Annotated in this window: 13 protein-coding genes and 1 tRNA gene; 6 read left to right on the plus strand and 8 right to left on the minus strand. The window is 39.3% G+C overall.

The features are described from left to right. The first annotated feature begins 24 nt into the window (after nucleotides 1-24). The gene (locus KF872_12080) at nucleotides 25-1,920 is read left to right on the plus strand and encodes a glycosyltransferase (GenBank protein MBX2904277.1); all 1,896 of its coding nucleotides are present in this window, start codon (nucleotides 25-27) and stop codon (nucleotides 1,918-1,920) included. Nucleotides 1,921-1,930: 10 nt separating this feature from the next. Here the strand turns inward: KF872_12080 and KF872_12085 are convergent, their stop codons facing one another. The 4 genes from KF872_12085 to KF872_12100 all read right to left on the minus strand — a co-directional run bounded on the left by KF872_12085 (nucleotide 1,931) and on the right by KF872_12100 (nucleotide 3,425). Next, the gene (locus KF872_12085) at nucleotides 1,931-2,530 is read right to left on the minus strand and encodes a 1-acyl-sn-glycerol-3-phosphate acyltransferase (GenBank protein MBX2904278.1); all 600 of its coding nucleotides are present in this window, start codon (nucleotides 2,528-2,530) and stop codon (nucleotides 1,931-1,933) included. A gap of 53 nt (nucleotides 2,531-2,583) precedes the next feature. Further along, nucleotides 2,584-3,117, minus strand: coding sequence for a transcription termination/antitermination factor NusG (gene nusG, locus KF872_12090; protein ID MBX2904279.1), 534 nt, complete (start codon nucleotides 3,115-3,117; stop codon nucleotides 2,584-2,586). A 4-nt stretch (nucleotides 3,118-3,121) separates the two neighbouring features. After that, nucleotides 3,122-3,319 carry a preprotein translocase subunit SecE gene (secE, locus tag KF872_12095; GenBank protein MBX2904280.1) on the minus strand — a complete coding sequence of 66 codons (198 nt, stop codon included), beginning with the start codon at nucleotides 3,317-3,319 and terminating at the stop codon, nucleotides 3,122-3,124. A 35-nt stretch (nucleotides 3,320-3,354) separates the two neighbouring features. Continuing rightward, a tRNA-Trp gene (locus tag KF872_12100) sits at nucleotides 3,355-3,425 on the minus strand. A 162-nt stretch (nucleotides 3,426-3,587) separates the two neighbouring features. Between KF872_12100 and KF872_12105 the strand changes: the two genes are divergently transcribed. Beyond that, the gene (locus KF872_12105; protein MBX2904281.1) at nucleotides 3,588-9,452 is read left to right on the plus strand and encodes a gliding motility-associated C-terminal domain-containing protein; all 5,865 of its coding nucleotides are present in this window, start codon (nucleotides 3,588-3,590) and stop codon (nucleotides 9,450-9,452) included. 71 nt (nucleotides 9,453-9,523) lie between these two features. Beyond that, on the plus strand, nucleotides 9,524-10,540 hold the full coding sequence (locus KF872_12110) for a glycosyltransferase family 9 protein (protein ID MBX2904282.1): 1,017 nt from the start codon (nucleotides 9,524-9,526) through the stop codon (nucleotides 10,538-10,540). Here KF872_12110 and KF872_12115 read toward each other — a convergent pair. Further along, complete coding sequence (locus tag KF872_12115; protein ID MBX2904283.1) at nucleotides 10,537-11,112, minus strand: pentapeptide repeat-containing protein; 576 nt, start codon at nucleotides 11,110-11,112, stop codon at nucleotides 10,537-10,539. The two genes, KF872_12110 and KF872_12115, sit on opposite strands and share 4 nt — an antisense overlap. Nucleotides 11,113-11,204: 92 nt before the next feature. Between KF872_12115 and KF872_12120 the strand changes: the two genes are divergently transcribed. Then, entirely contained in the window at nucleotides 11,205-11,354 is a 150-nt protein-coding gene (locus KF872_12120; GenBank protein MBX2904284.1) for a hypothetical protein, read from the plus strand. On the opposite strand, the gene KF872_12125 is transcribed toward KF872_12120, so the two are convergent. From KF872_12125 to KF872_12135, 3 genes are read right to left on the minus strand one after another with little or no spacing between them, the layout of a single operon-like run. Beyond that, a complete protein-coding gene (locus tag KF872_12125; GenBank protein MBX2904285.1) occupies nucleotides 11,355-12,371 on the minus strand; it encodes a zinc-binding dehydrogenase in 1,017 nt (338 codons plus the stop codon). Between the two features lie 49 nt (nucleotides 12,372-12,420). Beyond that, nucleotides 12,421-13,413, minus strand: a complete 993-nt coding sequence (locus KF872_12130; GenBank protein ID MBX2904286.1) for an SDR family oxidoreductase — start codon at nucleotides 13,411-13,413, stop codon at nucleotides 12,421-12,423. A gap of 20 nt (nucleotides 13,414-13,433) precedes the next feature. Then, nucleotides 13,434-15,227 carry a long-chain fatty acid--CoA ligase gene (locus KF872_12135; protein MBX2904287.1) on the minus strand — a complete coding sequence of 598 codons (1,794 nt, stop codon included), beginning with the start codon at nucleotides 15,225-15,227 and terminating at the stop codon, nucleotides 13,434-13,436. 292 nt (nucleotides 15,228-15,519) lie between these two features. Here KF872_12135 and KF872_12140 point away from each other — a divergent pair, with 292 nt between their 5' ends. Both KF872_12140 and KF872_12145 read left to right on the plus strand, forming a co-directional pair. After that, nucleotides 15,520-15,927, plus strand: a complete 408-nt coding sequence (locus KF872_12140; protein ID MBX2904288.1) for a DUF3276 family protein — start codon at nucleotides 15,520-15,522, stop codon at nucleotides 15,925-15,927. A gap of 156 nt (nucleotides 15,928-16,083) precedes the next feature. Then, the coding region (locus KF872_12145; protein MBX2904289.1) for a hypothetical protein at nucleotides 16,084-16,323 on the plus strand (240 nt) is incomplete at its 3' end.

Here is a 16,323-nt window from a genome sequence, read left to right on the forward strand (position 1 = left end):
AACAAACACTAACTTGCCGGCTCAATGCAGCTTTCTATAGTTATTGTAAACTACAATGTAAAACACTTCTTAGCGCAGTGCCTCAAGAGTGTATTTGCTGCCGTTAAAAACATTACTGCCGAAGTGTTGGTTGTAGATAATAATTCTACTGATGGGTCTGTAGAAATGCTTCGCCAAACAGAGGGTATCGTATTTATTGAGAATAAGGAAAATACAGGATTTGCTGTTGCCAACAATCAGGCAATTAGGCAGGCAAAGGGAAAGTATGTTTTGTTGCTTAATCCCGATACGGTAGTGGCAGAAGATACTTTCGAAAAATGTGTTTGCTTTATGGATGCGCATGCCCAGGCAGGCGCTTTGGGTGTACACATGATAGATGGCAGAGGAAATTTTTTACCGGAAAGTAAAAGAGGATTGCCAACGCCAATGGTTGCGTTTTACAAAATGTTTGGCTTCAGTTCGTTGTTCCCAAAATCAACTGTATTTGGACGCTATCACTTAGGTTTTTTGAGCGAAAAAGAAACACACCATGCCGAAATTTTATCGGGGGCTTTTATGTTTATGCGGGCAGAGGCATTAGAAAAATCGGGCTTGTTAGATGAGGCATTTTTTATGTATGGAGAAGATATAGATCTTTCGTACAGAATAGAAAAAGCAGGCTATAAGAATTATTACTTCAGCGATACAAGCATTATTCATTACAAGGGCGAAAGCACTAAAAAAGGAAGCCTGAATTATGTAAAAGTATTCTACCAAGCCATGATAATTTTTGCCCGTAAGCATTTTGCAAAAGGTGGTGCGGGTTTGTTTTCATTGCTTATCAATATCGCAATTGTAATGCGCGGTTTGCTTACGTTGGTAAGCTCGCTTTTATCTTCATCGCTTTTACCGCTAATAGATGGCGCACTTATGTTTGCAAGTGTTTATGCAGTAGAAAATTATTGGGCATCAAACATAAAATCGGCACCGGAGTACTATCCCGATATTTTTCTTTTTGTAGTGGTGCCGATATATATTGTTATTTGGATTTTAAGTGTATTGCTAAGTGGCGGTTACGAGCGACCATACAAAATTTCGCTGTTGTTTAGAGGCTTGCTTTGGGGTACTCTATTTATTACTGCCATATATGGTTTGTTGCCCAACGAATGGCGTTTTTCGCGTGCAATAATTTTGCTGGGAGCTGTGAGTAGTGCATTGGCAATGTTGTGTACCAGAGTAATCTACAATCGGATAAAACATAAGCAATTTTCAATAGAAGCAACCAGCAAGAAAAACATTGTAATTGTGGCAAATGGGCAAGAAACTTCACGCATACAAGGTATCTTGGTTCATGCAGGTATAGATGCAACTATTTTTACTACTCAAAGTATAGAAGAATTGCCGACAATGGTTCGCTTTTTTGATGTAAGTGAGGTAGTGTTTTCATCACAGTTATATTCCTTTAAGGAAATTATTGAAACCATTAAAGAAATGGGTAATACCTTGGAGTATAAAATTGTAAACGAAGGCAGTGATGCCATTATTGGAAGCAACTCCAAAAATAGTGCTGGCGATGTGTACGATACTGAGCAAAGTTTTGCTATTGGAAATTCTCTTACGCGCAGAAAAAAACGAATGGCTGACATGGCTGTAGGTGTATTATTGGTGCTGTTTTTTCCATTCTTTTTATTGAAAAAAAATGGGAAACGTGCACTTGCAAATGTTGTACATATTTGGTCTGGAAATAAAACATGGATAGGTTATTGCGGCAGCAGCAGCGACTTTGCTAATTTGCCTCAATTAAAAGCACCTGTATTTACAATTGATGAGGTAAAGGGAAGTGAAGCAACAACACGTGCTAAAGAACTAAACCGTTTTTTTGCAGCAAGCTATACAGTTGGGGCAGATATTGCCATGCTGCTCCGCCATGTAACCAAGTAAATGCCCCTACTTATTGTTTTCTCTTTTTATCGAACTCTTTATCGGTAGTAAACTTTGCAGGATATTTTCCTTTTATATCGCGATAAAAATCCATAATGCATTGCATATCGGCTTCCATATCACCGGTTGGTTGAAAAACTAAACCAACGCCTGCTTCTTTTTTGGCATAATCTAAGTAACCCAAAGCAATAGGTACTTTAGCACCAAGAGCAACATAATAAAAGCCGGTTTTCCATTTATCGTTATAGCTACGAGTGCCTTCGGGAGTTACTAATACTACCAGTTCTTTTCTCTCGTTGAATAAATCAATCATGGCATCGGTCATGCTTCGTCTTTCTTCGCCTTCTTTGCGCGGGCTACGGTCTATAGCAATGCCGCCAAGTGGCCCTACAAGCAAGTTGAAAGGAAACTTCATCCATTCTTTTTTTACGGTAAAGCGAACAGGAATACCCATAAGGTAAAAAGCTGCACGGGCGAGCGGTAAATCCCAATTGCTAGTATGCGGCACAGCCAACATTACAGCACGGTTAAAGTTCTTTGGATTTAAGCCATTCAGATTCATTTTCCAGCCCATTATTTTCATAAAAAGGGTACTGAAAAAATACATCATTGAATCAAATTTTAAAGTGCTTAATTAAACAGGAATGGTGAAATTGCCACGTTTTATGCAATTTTTTCTACCTGCATAAAGGTAACTTCTACCGGAGTTTTTCTGCCAAAGATTTTCACTTCTACTTTCAATTTTTTCTTGTCGTTGTGAATTTCCTCGATAGAACCGATAAATCCATTAAAAGGACCATCAATAATTTTAACATCTTCGTTAATAATAAAAGGCTCTGCCAATTGTTCTCCGGAGTCTAGTAATTCATCTGCTTTTCCAAGGAGTTTAAGTTCTTCTGCATGGCTAAGTGTGCCAAGGTATTGCAGCACTCCGTGTACTTGCTTTATTTGTCCTAAAATATCGTTGTTAATTCGGGCAATATCAACTTCCATATAGATATAGCCAGGAAACATATTCTTTTCCTTAATAGATTTTTTCCCATTCTTAATGGTATAAATCTTTTCGGTAGGGATAAGGATATTTGAAATGATATCATCCCACTTCGCACGGGTTATTTCTAACTTAATGTGGTCTTTTATTTTCTTTTCCTGCCCGCTGATAACGCGCACTACATACCACTTTTTCCCTTCGCTCATGGCTTTATTTTACTATGATTTTGTAAAGATTTTCTAATCCGATTTTGCTTGCAATATCCATTGCAGAAACCACAATCGAAATAAGAACTGTAGCTATTAAAACCACCACAGCGCTTTGTTGTAGCTCTGCAGCAGTAGGCCAAGTTACTTTATGAAGTAATTCATCGTAAGCTTCCTGAAAATAAAGTTTAATTTTATCCATAACTTTTTGGTTTGAAACTCAATAAAGTTTCTTAGCACGGGCACAAGGATTCGAACCCTGATCAAAGGTTTTGGAGACCTCTATTCTACCATTGAACTATGCCCGTAGAAATTTTAGCCCGCAAATATACGAAGCCAATGAACTTATACAAGTGTATTTTAAAAATAGATATTTTAAGGTGTTGGCAACCACTTTAAAAGAATTTTAATCTTATTGTGCGATAATTAAGAATAGATTTTATTTTCGCCACCGTTTAAAATATCTCTACATGACATCTTTGAATATACACAAGATTTTACGTGCAGTTTTCTTTTCACTCTTTTTACTAATTGGTGTTAATGCAAGTGCCAGCCATATTATGGGTGCCAATATTACCTATGAGTGTGCAGGGCCGGGTCGTTACATTGTAGTACTCACCATGTTTCGCGATTGTGGTGGTATAGCAGCTGAAGGTAGCCAAGTACTAAATTACAAGTCTGCTCAATGCGGTGTTAATAGCAGCATTACACTTAGTAAATTTGCAGGCCCTATTGATGTAACACCTATTGCACAGTCGTGCGGTATTCCATCTAAATGTGCTAGCAGCAGCGGGCAGTACGGTGTGCAAAAAGTAGTGTATAGGGGTACGCTTACTTTGCCAGCTGGCTGTGGAAACGATTGGGTTCTATGGTGGGATTTGTGCTGTAGAAATGCAGCCATCAATACATTAAGCAATGCTGCCAACCAAAGTACTTACATTGAAACCAAATTGGACAATACTTTAAGTGTATGTAATAACTCTCCGGTATTCTTAAATGACCCCATTGCTTATTACTGTGTAAATCAAAATGTAATATACAATCACGGAGTAACCGATGCAGATGGTGATTCATTAGTATTTTCACTTATTGCTCCACGCGATATAAATGGTGTGCAGGTAACTTATAGCACTCCATACGGACCTACGAATCCAATAGCTACAGCTTCTGGCTTTAATTTAAATTCCGCTAATGGAGATATTACTTTTACACCAACTCAGGTGCAAACAGGCGTTACTGCCGTATTGGTTCAGGAATATAGAAATGGAGTATTGATTGGTTCTATTGTACGCGATATTCAGTTTACAATATTGAACTGCAATAATAACCTTCCCACTGCAAGTGGTATCAACGGAACTAATAGTTATGTAGATTCAATATGTGCCGGGGCGCAAATATCGTTCACAGTAAATAGTGCAGATGCAGATGCCGGACAAATAGTGAGCATGTCGTGGAATAACGCTATAGTAGGCGCAAGTTTTACTACTACTACGGGTAATCGTCCTACAGGAACCTTTTCTTGGACACCTCCATTAAATACACCAACCGGTAACTATATTTTTACGGTGAAAGTGGAAGACAATGCTTGTCCTTTAAGAGGAAGCAATATTTACTCTTATACAGTATATGTAAAACCCAATCCTAACCCTCCGGTTGTAGGTGGTGGAAGCCAAACAATTTGTGAAGGACAACAAGTTACACTTTCTGCTACTACACAAGCTACCAATGGTGTAGCTTATTCATGGACAGATGGGCAAACCACTTTCCCTGGGCAAACTGTAACAGTTTCGCCTCTTACAACAACAGTTTATACAGTAAGTTTATCTTATACCGATGGATGTACTTCATCAGATAATGTATTGGTGAAAGTAAACAATAAGCCAACAGTAGTAGTGTTTCCTCCGGCTCCAACTATTTGTGCAGGAGGCTCTATTCAATTAACTGCAAGCAGCCCAACTGCTACAGGCTTTACTTGGACACCTACTGGTGCCGGTTTAAGTTGTACCAACTGTGCAAGTCCAATTGCTTCACCTTCTACAACCACAACATATCAGGTAGTTGGTACAGATGCTTCTAATTGCCCAAGCGATCCGGTTTCGGTTACAGTTACAACTAGTACACCTCCGCCTTCGGCAAGTTGTGAAGTTATTTATGTTACTACTGCGGGTACTGGAGATGGTACGCAACAAAACCCAACTAATTTGGGCGATGCATTGGGCAAAGCTCGCTGCAATAACTCATGGATAAAAATGGCAGTTGGCACTTACGGTATAGATACTGCAATTACCAATATCTCAAGCTATACTACATTGGAGGGTGGTTATGATCCTACAACATGGACAAAATCGAGCCAGCCAGGTCTTACCAAAATTTTCAGAGGTACTAATAATGTTGAAGGCTTGCCCAATGCACCACGTTTAGTAGCTATTTATTTGAATTCTGCTGCTTATGTACGTTTCCAAGATATTACTATTGAAACTGCCGATGCGCCTTTGAGTTCCGGTTATGGTATTTCAACTTATGGAATACATATGACTAATTGCTCAAATTATGATTTTGTAAGAACACAGATTATAGCAGGTGATGCTTCAGCCGGTGCAAGCGGTGCAAGCGGCAATAATGGTACAAATGGGGCTAATGGTATTACGGCAAGTGGAAGAAATGGAGCTTCGGCTCCGGCAGGTCCTAATGCAGGAGGTGCCGGTGGTAGAGGAGGTTCCGGAGGCTTTTTCTCCGGAAATGATGGCAATGCTGGTAGTAGTGGATCTGGCCCTAACCCCGGATTTGGTGGTGCTAAAGGAAATGGAGCATCTGGATGTGCCGCTACTTTTGGTAATTCAAGCAATTATGGCAAACCAGGTGGTAATGGAGGTAGTGGAACTGCTGGTTCAACAGGTGCTAACAACACATTGCCCGGAACATTTGTAAGCGGATTCTTTAATCCGGCTGCACAAGGTGGTAATGGTACTAGCGGTACCGATGGTTCTGGTGGCGGTGGTGGCGGTGGTAATGGAGGTGCTAGTGCCGATACTGATGGTGGTGGCGGTGGCTCCGGTGGTTCCGGAGGTATGGGCGGACAAGGTGGTGCTGGTGGTTATGGCGGTGGTGCCAGTTTTGGAGTGTACTTATATAATAATGGTACAGCAGGTAACTTTACTCAAACCAACGTAGCAGTTGGTACAGCCGGAGCCGGAGGAGCCGGAGGAACTGGAGGAGTAGGGGGAACCGGAGGAACTGGAGGCGGTGGTTACCAAGATGGTTTTGGCGGCTTATGCGATAATGATACAGGAAATGGTGGAAATGGTGGAAATGGCGGAAATGGTGGTGCCGGTGGTAGCAGTGTTGCTGGTATAGCTCGCAATCTTTATTTTGATGGAGGTAATGCAGCAGCAACAAACGATACTGCATTTAACTTATCTGCACAGCAAATCATTACTGTTACCAATACTAGTTGTACTAATACCCAAATAACATTTAATGAGCAAAATAGTCAGCAAGGCAATTGGGATTTTGGTGCAAATGCTACACCTCAAACAGCTACAGCTACTCCAAGTACAATAGTATATACTAATACCGGTAGAAAGGATATTACTTTTGGAAGTAATTTCTACGCAGGATTTGCCAATATAGCTATCAATCAGGCTTCATATATTCCTGATATCGTAACAACTGCTAATCAGTTTGCTACCGATTCTTTCTTTGTATGTGCAGGTGAGGCTGCTACTTTCCAAGCCCAAATAAATGGAGCTACCAGTTACGATTGGGATTTTGGCGGAGCTCTTACTCCTTCAACTTATACAGGTGCTCAATACCAAACACTTACTAATTTAGTTTTCAGCACTCCTGGAACTTATGAAATTAGACTTAGAATATTTTCAGATTGCTGCGGTTTTTCTCCATATAAAACGGTGTATTTAAGAGTAGATCCACAGCCAAGTTTACAGCTTTCGGGACCTAACTTTTTATGTTCAGGTACGGATGTTACGCTTACTGCAACCGGAGCACATGCTTACACTTGGACTCCCGGATTTGGTTTGTCTTCAACTACCGATAGCGTAGTAGTTGCTGCTCCAACTTCTACAGTTACTTATACAGTGGTGGGTACTGCTGCAAATGGAGTTTGCCGTGCAGTAGATAGCATTACTGTAAATGTAGCTCCAACACCTACTATTACATTTAATGCGGTAGATGCCAATTGCGGTAACGATGGTGCTATTACTGCTATTCCGGCACCACAAGGAAATTACAATTACTTGTGGGATGATTCTTTTGCTTCGCAAACGCCTAATCTCACCAATATCTTAGCGGGTGTTTATACCGTTACAGTAACCGATGCAGTTTCGGGTTGTAGTGCAGTAAAATCTGGTTTTGTGAATCCGGGAGCTAGTAGCTTAATTGCATTTGTAGATAGCACTAAAGGTGTTTCTTGTTATGCTGCTTGTAATGGATTTGCGCATGTGCGTGCAATAAACGGTGTAGGCCCATTCACATATTTGTGGAGTAATGGAAGCACTGCCGATACTGCACATAATCTTTGTGCAGGAACATACGCAGTTACCATAACAGGTTCTAACCAATGTTTTTCTGTTGCAAATGTTACTATTACTCAAACTGATACTTTAATTGCAGAAATTCGTGATAAGGGCGACAATGCTTGTTGGTATGATGCAAAAGGATATGCTTGGGCAAATGGACATGGCGGTTTAGGACCATTTACTTATACTTGGAACGATCCACTTGCTCAAGATTCAAGTTGGGCATTAAATCTTGCTACCGGTACCTATTCTGTTACAGTTCAAGATAGAAATGGCTGTACAGCATCTACTTCGGTAACTATTGATGCTCCGGATTCTTTGCAATTGAATGCTACCGTTAGAAGTATAACTTGTAATGATGCTAACAATGGTTTAATTACACTTGCACCAAGCGGTGGCACTACACCATATTCAGTACAGTGGACTCCTTCTTCATTTACAGGCTTATCACTAACAGGTTTACAAGCCGGAACTTATACTGTTACAATTACAGACAGCAGTGGTTGTACCAATACAGAAAGCTATGTGATTGTAAACCCTTCACCGCTTACTGCTAATGTAACATTCGCTAATGTAAAATGCGATCAGGCAAACTCCGGATATGTTGCCATTAACCCAACCGGAGGCACACCGGGTTATACTTATGTTTGGAACCCTGCAGTTACACAGTCAAATGATTCTGCTATCAATTTGGGTGCAGGTACCTATAATTTTGTAGTAACAGATGCTAATGGCTGTAGCGCTACTGGAAGCCAAGCTATTACACAGCCGCCACTCATAAATACAACTCCGGTAACCGGAACTCCAAACATTTGTTTTGGAAGAGCTGATGGCACCATATCGTTCCCGGCTACTGGCGGCACTCCTCCATTAAACTATATTGTGGATAACGGTACACAACAATTTACTAGTACAGATGGCACATTCACAGGTTTACCTGCCGGAAACTATACTGCAAGAATTACAGATGCAGGAGGTTGTGATATAACCGTAGGTACCTATAATGTTTTGGCTGCTGCAAGAGATGAATTTAATTTAGTAGTAGATTCTACTTCTTGTTTTGGAAATTTTGCTGATGGAAAAGTTACTATCGTAAATGTAAATGCGGCTAATCCACCTTACGAGTTTTCATTTAATGGTGGTGCATTTGGTACCGATACATTCTTTGATAGTTTAGATAATGGTGTTTATACAGTAGTGGTTAAAAACAAAAACTTCTGTGTAGATACATACAGTGTAGCTGTTTTTGAGCCTGCTCAGATTTTAGCATCAATTACACCGGCCGATGATACTATTTTCTTAAACTTGGGTGAAACTGTAACACTTTCTACTACTGTGCAAAATGTTTCATCACCTGTTTATGAATGGACTCCGGTAAGCGGTTTAAACTGTACAGATTGTCCGGATCCAACAATTAAGCCAATTGTACACCAATACTATACTGTAAAAGTGCGCGATGCTAATAACAGTAATAATGAATGTTTTGGTGTGGCTTCTACATTCTTGTATGTAGCTACAAAAACCAAAATGCCAAATGTGTTTACACCAAACAGCGATGGTAAAAACGATAAATTTTTCCCTGTATCTAATTATGCTCCTGAAGTTTCTGCATTTAGAGTATATAACCGTTGGGGACAATTAGTGCACGATACTAACGAAGGGTGGGATGGCTCATTTAAAGGAGCACAACAGCCTGCAGGAGTGTACGATTATTACATTGTTTATTATGAAGAAGATGCTGCTAAACCTGGTGAAAAAATTGAGGTGAAAAAGCAAGGCAGTGTTACTTTGTTGAGATAATAACCACACTTTAAAATTTAAAAGTCCGCCCGGTTTGTTGGCGGACTTTTTTTTGCTTCTATTGTAGCGGAATGGAAAGAAAATTTCTCATTATTCGGTTTTCTTCAATTGGCGATATTGTGTTTACCACCCCGGTAATCAGATGTTTGCGAAAGCAGTATCCCGATGCCGAAATTCATTTTCTTACCAAGCCGGAAAACAAGATTATTATTGAAGGCAACCCGTATCTTAATAAAATTCTGCTGCTTCAAGAGTCGCTGTTTAAAACCATTTCAATGTTGCGGGAAGAGAAGTATGATGCCGTCATAGATTTACATCACAATCTGCGAACATACATTATTAAAGCACTTTTATTAAGGCCGTGCTATTCGGTTGAGAAACTGAACTGGGAAAAGTTTTTGATGGTAAATTTTCACTACGATACTTTACCAAAAAACTTGCATGTGTTTGAACGCAATCTGGCAACTGTTGCGCCATTAGGAGTAAAGAATGATGGTGAGGGAATGGATTATTTTATTGCTCAAAAGCATGAGGTGGCAGTTGAAAATTATGGATTGCATGCGGGCAATTATATAGCCTGGGTGGTGGGAGCTAAGCACTTTACCAAAATATTGCCGATTGAGAAAGTACAGGATACCATAGCATTATTTCAGCAGCACTTTCCCGATAAGCAAATTGTGTTGCTCGGAGGTAAAGAGGATGTGGATTTTGGAGGCGAAGTACATCGCACATTTTCTAAAAATGTACACAATTTTTGCGGTAAGTTTAATTTGAGTCAGAGTGTTTCTATATTGAGCAAAAGTACATTGGTAATTGCTGGCGATACCGGTTTGCTGCATATTGCAGTTGCATTAGGCAAGCCTGTGGTTTCGCTTTGGGGAAGTACTATTCCTGAATTTGGTGTGTTCCCTCGATATGGAAAAAGTAAAGCACAGCCACATGCTATTATTGAAATCAATAATTTAGCGTGCCGCCCTTGTACTAAATTTGGTAAAAGCGCTTGCCCTCAAAAGCATTTTATGTGTATGAAAAGTATTGATGCCATGCAAATCGTAAATGCCATTCACGATATTTTGAAGCAAGGCTAATAATCAATTTCAATATCGTATTTATCTAAGAGCGTGGCCGCACCACTCAGTGAAAATTTGGCTTTTCTCACTTTGTTTTCATCGGGGTTGATGGTGAAATTGTAGGCAGTTCTAAAATCGCAATGTTCAAGTATTGTGGAGTCGAAGATTGTATGTTGAAGGTTGCAGTCGTTGAAAGCAGCGTTGGATAAATCGGCCTCTGCAAAGTCGCATTCTATAAGTTCACAGTGTGTGAAGATGGTTTTCTTCAATTTAGTTTTATAGAAAGAAGCGTGATTAAGCACACAAGAATGAAAGGTGAAAGAAAGTGCAAATTCATGGCAACTATCGAACCTAATTCCAAGCATTTTGCAGTTTTGGAATTGTATATTTCTGAATGCTGTTTTATGCGTTTTTACTAAACTTAAATTGCATTCATTAAAAGTACAATCAATAAACTTATACTCCGAAAGGTTACTTTCTGCAAAGTTACACTGGTTGAAGTTACAGTTTTCGTATTCGCCTTTAGGTAAGGTTTCGGGAGATGCAGTAAGTTTTGAAAATGTTTGGTTTTGGAAATAGTTTTCAGCCATAATTCTTTTAATAGTGTTTGTTGCATCGGTGAAATACAGAGATAAAAATATACAGTAATAAACAATGTTATATTCGCTACAAAATTAGGGCTATGGATTTTTTGAAAGATCTTTTTCAGTTTATGATGGAGCGCAAGAAATGGTGGTTATTGCCTATGATTATTGTGCTATTATTAGTTGGGATTTTAGTAGTAATTGGAGGTGGTTCTGCTGCGGCACCGTTTGTATATACATTGTTTTAATTACCACGTTACGGCAATTTTTCCGGTACTTTTTCTACTCTCTAAAAAGTCGTGTGCAGCTGCAATTTCTGAGGCATTAAAAACTTTACCTATGGTTGGTTTAAACACACCTTGCTCAGTAAGTTGAATTACTTGGTTTAAGCAATGTTGCAATGCTTCGGGTTTATTATCTGCAATACGCAGCATGTTTAAACCAATTATGCCTTTACTGCTTGTCATAAACATTACGGGATGATAAATGCCAAAGGCGAGGAGTGCACTTATTTTTCCAAAAATATTTTTACTGCTTAAATCGGCTGCACCATAGCAAACTATTCTGCCGCCTGCTGCCAATGAACGAAAACCTTTCCTCACATAACTGCCACCAACGGCATCGAAAATTACATCTACTCCTTCGCCTTTTGTAAGCTGCTTTATTTCATCTTCAAAATCCTGTTCTATATAATTTATAGGATGCTGAACTCCTTGTTGCTTCAATAATTCTAACTTGGAACTGCTACCTGCTGTTGAAAAAATTTCACAACCTCTCCATTTTGCAAACTGTATGAGTGCGCTGCCCACGCCACCTGCTCCTGAATGAATAAGCACCTTATTGCCGGGAAACAAATTTACGGCAACAGCTGCTGCATAGTATGCTGTGCAATATTGCGTGGTAAGTGCGGTGGCGTCAGCAAATGAGATATTCTCCGGAATTTTTGCAGCAGCTCGCGCATCGGTAACTGCGTATTCGGCATAGCCACCAAAACGTGTCATGGCGGTAACTCGGTCGCCAACAAGCAGGTGTGTTACACCACTGCCAACTTGCTCTACTGTTCCTGCAACATCGTAGCCCAAGAGAGCCGGAATTGGCGGAGCATCTTGGTACATGCCTTTACGCGCCATTACATCTGCAAAGTTTAATCCAAAGGAATGTACTTTTATGAGCACTTCATGTGCTTTTGGAAATGGTTTTTCGGTTTCGCGTAGTTTAAATGCGCTATTGCTTGCTCCGGTATTAACTAAGTAAATCGCCTTCATTTTTTTTAAATAGATAGACGAACAAGGTAGCAAATTATTTAAAGAGAAATTACGTGGTGGCGTAATGCGCTTTAAAATAGGCAACTGTAATTTCTAAGCCATCTCGAAAACTGAATTTTGGGTCGTAGCCAAGTAAGCGATTGGCTTTAGAAATATCGGCCAATGAATTTTCTATATCGCCCTTACGGGGTTCACGATAGGTAGGTTGGTGTTGGCTTTCCAACATTTTTTGAATAGAAAAGAACAAAGTATTTACTGAGTAGTTTTCTCCAAAAGCAATATTGAAAACTTCGCCATTGGCATCGTTGTTGCTAAACATTGCTTTTACATTGGCTTGTACGGCATTTTCCACAAAGGTAAAATCGCGTGTTTGCTCTCCGTTGCCATTTATGAAAACTTGTTTGGTGTTTAAAATACAGTCTGTAAAAATTGGAATTACGGCAGCATACTGTCCGTTAGGATCTTGGCGTGGACCAAAAATATTGAAGTACCTTAAACCAACAACAGGCAATGCATAATTGGTATGGAAAACTTTGGCATACAACTCGTTGGTGTATTTACTCACGGCATAGGGCGAAAGTGGGCTTCCTATCTTTTCTTCACGTTTGGGAAGGTTAGGCTCATCGCCATACACGCTAGATGATGATGCGTACACAAATTTTTTAACGCCTGCTTCTTTGGCTGCAATGAGCATATTTAAAAAACCATCCACATTGTGCAAATGCGTGTCGGCAGGGTTGGCCACCGAGCGTGGTACCGAGCCTAATGCTGCTTGGTGCGAAACAAAATCTATACCCTCGCAAGCTTTAGCACAAACAGTTTTGTCTGTAATGCTACCGTCTATAAATTCATAAGCCGGATGCGAAAGAAAGAGGTCTATATTTTCTTTTCGTCCGGTTAATAAATTATCGAGAACACGTACTTTTTTTGCTCCGTATTTCAGTAAATATTCTACAATGTGGGAGCCAATAAATCCGGCTCCCCCTGTTACCAAAAAGCTATAATCTGAAAGCGATTTTGAATGATATGCAGTTGAATACATTTAGTGTAATTATACTCACATTAGTTTGAGTACATTTTTTCTATTAATGCCTTATATTTTTCGTTTACTACTTTGCGTTTTACCTTCATGGTAGGAGTAAGTTCGCCTCCTTCAATTGTCCATTCGTGCGGTATTAACTCAAACTTCTTAATGGTTTCCCATTGTCCGAAGTTTTTGTTTAGTCTATCTACATCGGATTTAATTAAGCTAATAACCTCTTTTGAGTTGGCAATAGTGGCATTGTCGCTTGCGCTTACGCCATTTTTTTCGCACCAGTCTTTTAAGTTGGCAAAGTTAGGAACTATGAGTGCGCTTACATAGTTTTTACCTTCGCCTACTGCTACAATTTGTTCTATGAAAGAACTTTCTTTCATTTTATTTTCCAATGCTTGCGGTGCAATGTATTTTCCTCCACTTGTTTTAAATAACTCTTTTACGCGGTCGGTTATTTTCAAATACTTTTTGCCTTTGTAATCAACAAAAGTTCCTACATCTCCTGTTTTGAGCCAGCCGTTTTCTAATACTTCGGCAGTAGTATCGGGTTTGTTATAGTAGCCCAACATTACGTTGGGGCCTTTTACAAAAATTTCGCCTTCGCCTTCGCGCATGCCTTCGCGGTGGTCGAGTCTTACTTCCACACCTTCAATTACCGGGCCCACGGTGCCGAACTTTACATAGTTGCGGTCAAATAGATTTACGCTAATTACTGGTGAAGTTTCTGTTTGTCCGTAGCCTTCGCAAATTAAAATTCCCGCACAAGTAAATACTCTGGCTAAGCGTGGTTGTAGCGCTGCAGCTCCGGTGCAAATTCCTTCACATTGTCCGCCTAATGCTTCGCGCCATTTGCTGAAAATAAGTTTGTCGAACACCTTCATTTTAAGCGAATCAATCAAACCATAGTTTTTCTCTACATCGTATTCGTTGGCAAACTTCAATGCACTTTGGTATAGTGTTTTTTTGAAGCCTGTAAGATTAGCTCCAGCACCTTCTAATTTCAAATATACTTTCTCTAAAAGGCGCGGAACAGAGGTGAAGAAATTTGGTTGAACTTCTTTTAAATTGGCAGCAATAACTTCTAAGTTTTCTGCATAGTAAATAGAAACACCCGCTGCGCTATAAACATAAACTACCATTCTTTCAAAAATGTGGCAGAGTGGTAAAAAGCTCAATACTCTTTTTTCGGAGTTGAGCGGAAGCAATGGCAATACGGCCTTTACGTTGCTAATAACATTATCGTGCGAAAGCATTACACCTTTAGGATTTCCGGTAGTTCCGGAAGTATAAATAATTGTAGCAAGGCTTTCAGGTTTTATAGAATCTGCAATAGCTTGTACCTTGCTAAAATCTTCGCCTTCACCAATTTTTAGAAATTCAGAAAAGTGCTTGCACCCTGCTACTTGGTCGAAACTAAAAATATGCTGAAGCGTTGGCACGTCATTTTTAATGGCAGATATTTTTCCGAATAAAACATCATCAGAAACAAACACCGCTTTCACTCCTGCATCATTAAAAATATAACGGTACTCGCCTTCGCTAATAGTTGGATATACAGGAACGGTAATAATCCCAGCTTGGCTTAAACCTAAATCAACAATATTCCATTCAGGGCGATTGTTGCTTACAATTACAACTTTGTCTTCGGGTTGCAAACCAAGTTTTAATATAGAAAGACTTACTTTATTGGCAGTATCAATAATATCTTTTGTTGAATATTTTTTCCACTCACCATTTTCTTTTGCTGCAAAAGAATCTGCTTTTGGAAACTTGGCCAATTGGTATGGCAATACATCAAAAAGTCTAGTAAAATTACTCATAGAAACCCGTTTGTCGTTTTAAAAAAATGAAGCGTGAATATAATAGCGAAAATATGAGGCGCAAAAAAAGATTTACATTTATTGTATAGCACGTATTTATAGTCCTTTTGAAAATGAAACTGGGAGATGTTTCTTTGGGTAATAAATTGCATCTAAGAGTTTGGGAATTTCTATACATGAAACACTTGGGGTTTACAACAACATTATTGCAGGAAATGCACTTGCGTAACTAAAAACAATATTTAATTTAGCAGCGTTTCCTAGAAATAAATTACTGTAAAAAAACAAACAAGTGGAAGGCAAAGACGGAAAGTATAGCGGCTATTTTAGCAAAAAATTACGCGCAGGAAAAAGAAGAACTTATTTCTTCGATGTAAGAAGCACAAAGCAGGGCGATTTCTTTTTAACTATTACAGAAAGCAAAAAGAAGTTTGATAGCGATGGATACGAAATGCACAAAATCTTTTTATACAAAGAAGATTTTAAAAAATTCATGGATGCCTTAAACGAAACCGTTGATTATATTAAGCAAGAACTTTTGCCGGATTACGATTTTGATGCAGACCGCCCACCATTCTTAGCAAAGCGAGAAGACAATCACCCATCAGAAAATACTACTGATTTTTCTGATGATAAAACCAACGACACTACTTCCGGTTCTTCTTCATCTATGAATGAAGAAGATATGACTTGGAATTAATAGTAGTCATTTTTTTTGAGAGATTCCGCAACGTTTATTGTGGAGTCTTTTTCCTTTTTGTTAAACAGTTTAAAACAGTTATTCATGAAATTTACGAAACTTAGGTTCGTAGTACTTTTTTCCCTTGTAATAAACTTGGTATTCTCTCAAAGCAACGTGGGAATAGGAACGTTAACACCCAACGCTTCTTCTATTTTAGAATTATCGGCATCCGATAAAGGATTTTTAGTGCCCCGTATATCGGCAACGCAGCGGTTGGCAATTGCTTCTCCGGCAAGAGGTTTGTTGGTGTACGATACAGATTCTTCATGCTTTTTCTTTTACGATGTAAGTTGGAGAAGTTTATGTGCTAGTTCATTAGGCGCAATTGGTATTACTGGTGCAACAGGAGCCACT

This window comes from Chitinophagales bacterium (assembly GCA_019638515.1).
In the GTDB taxonomy this organism is placed as follows: Bacteria; Bacteroidota; Bacteroidia; order Chitinophagales; family LD1; genus UBA7692.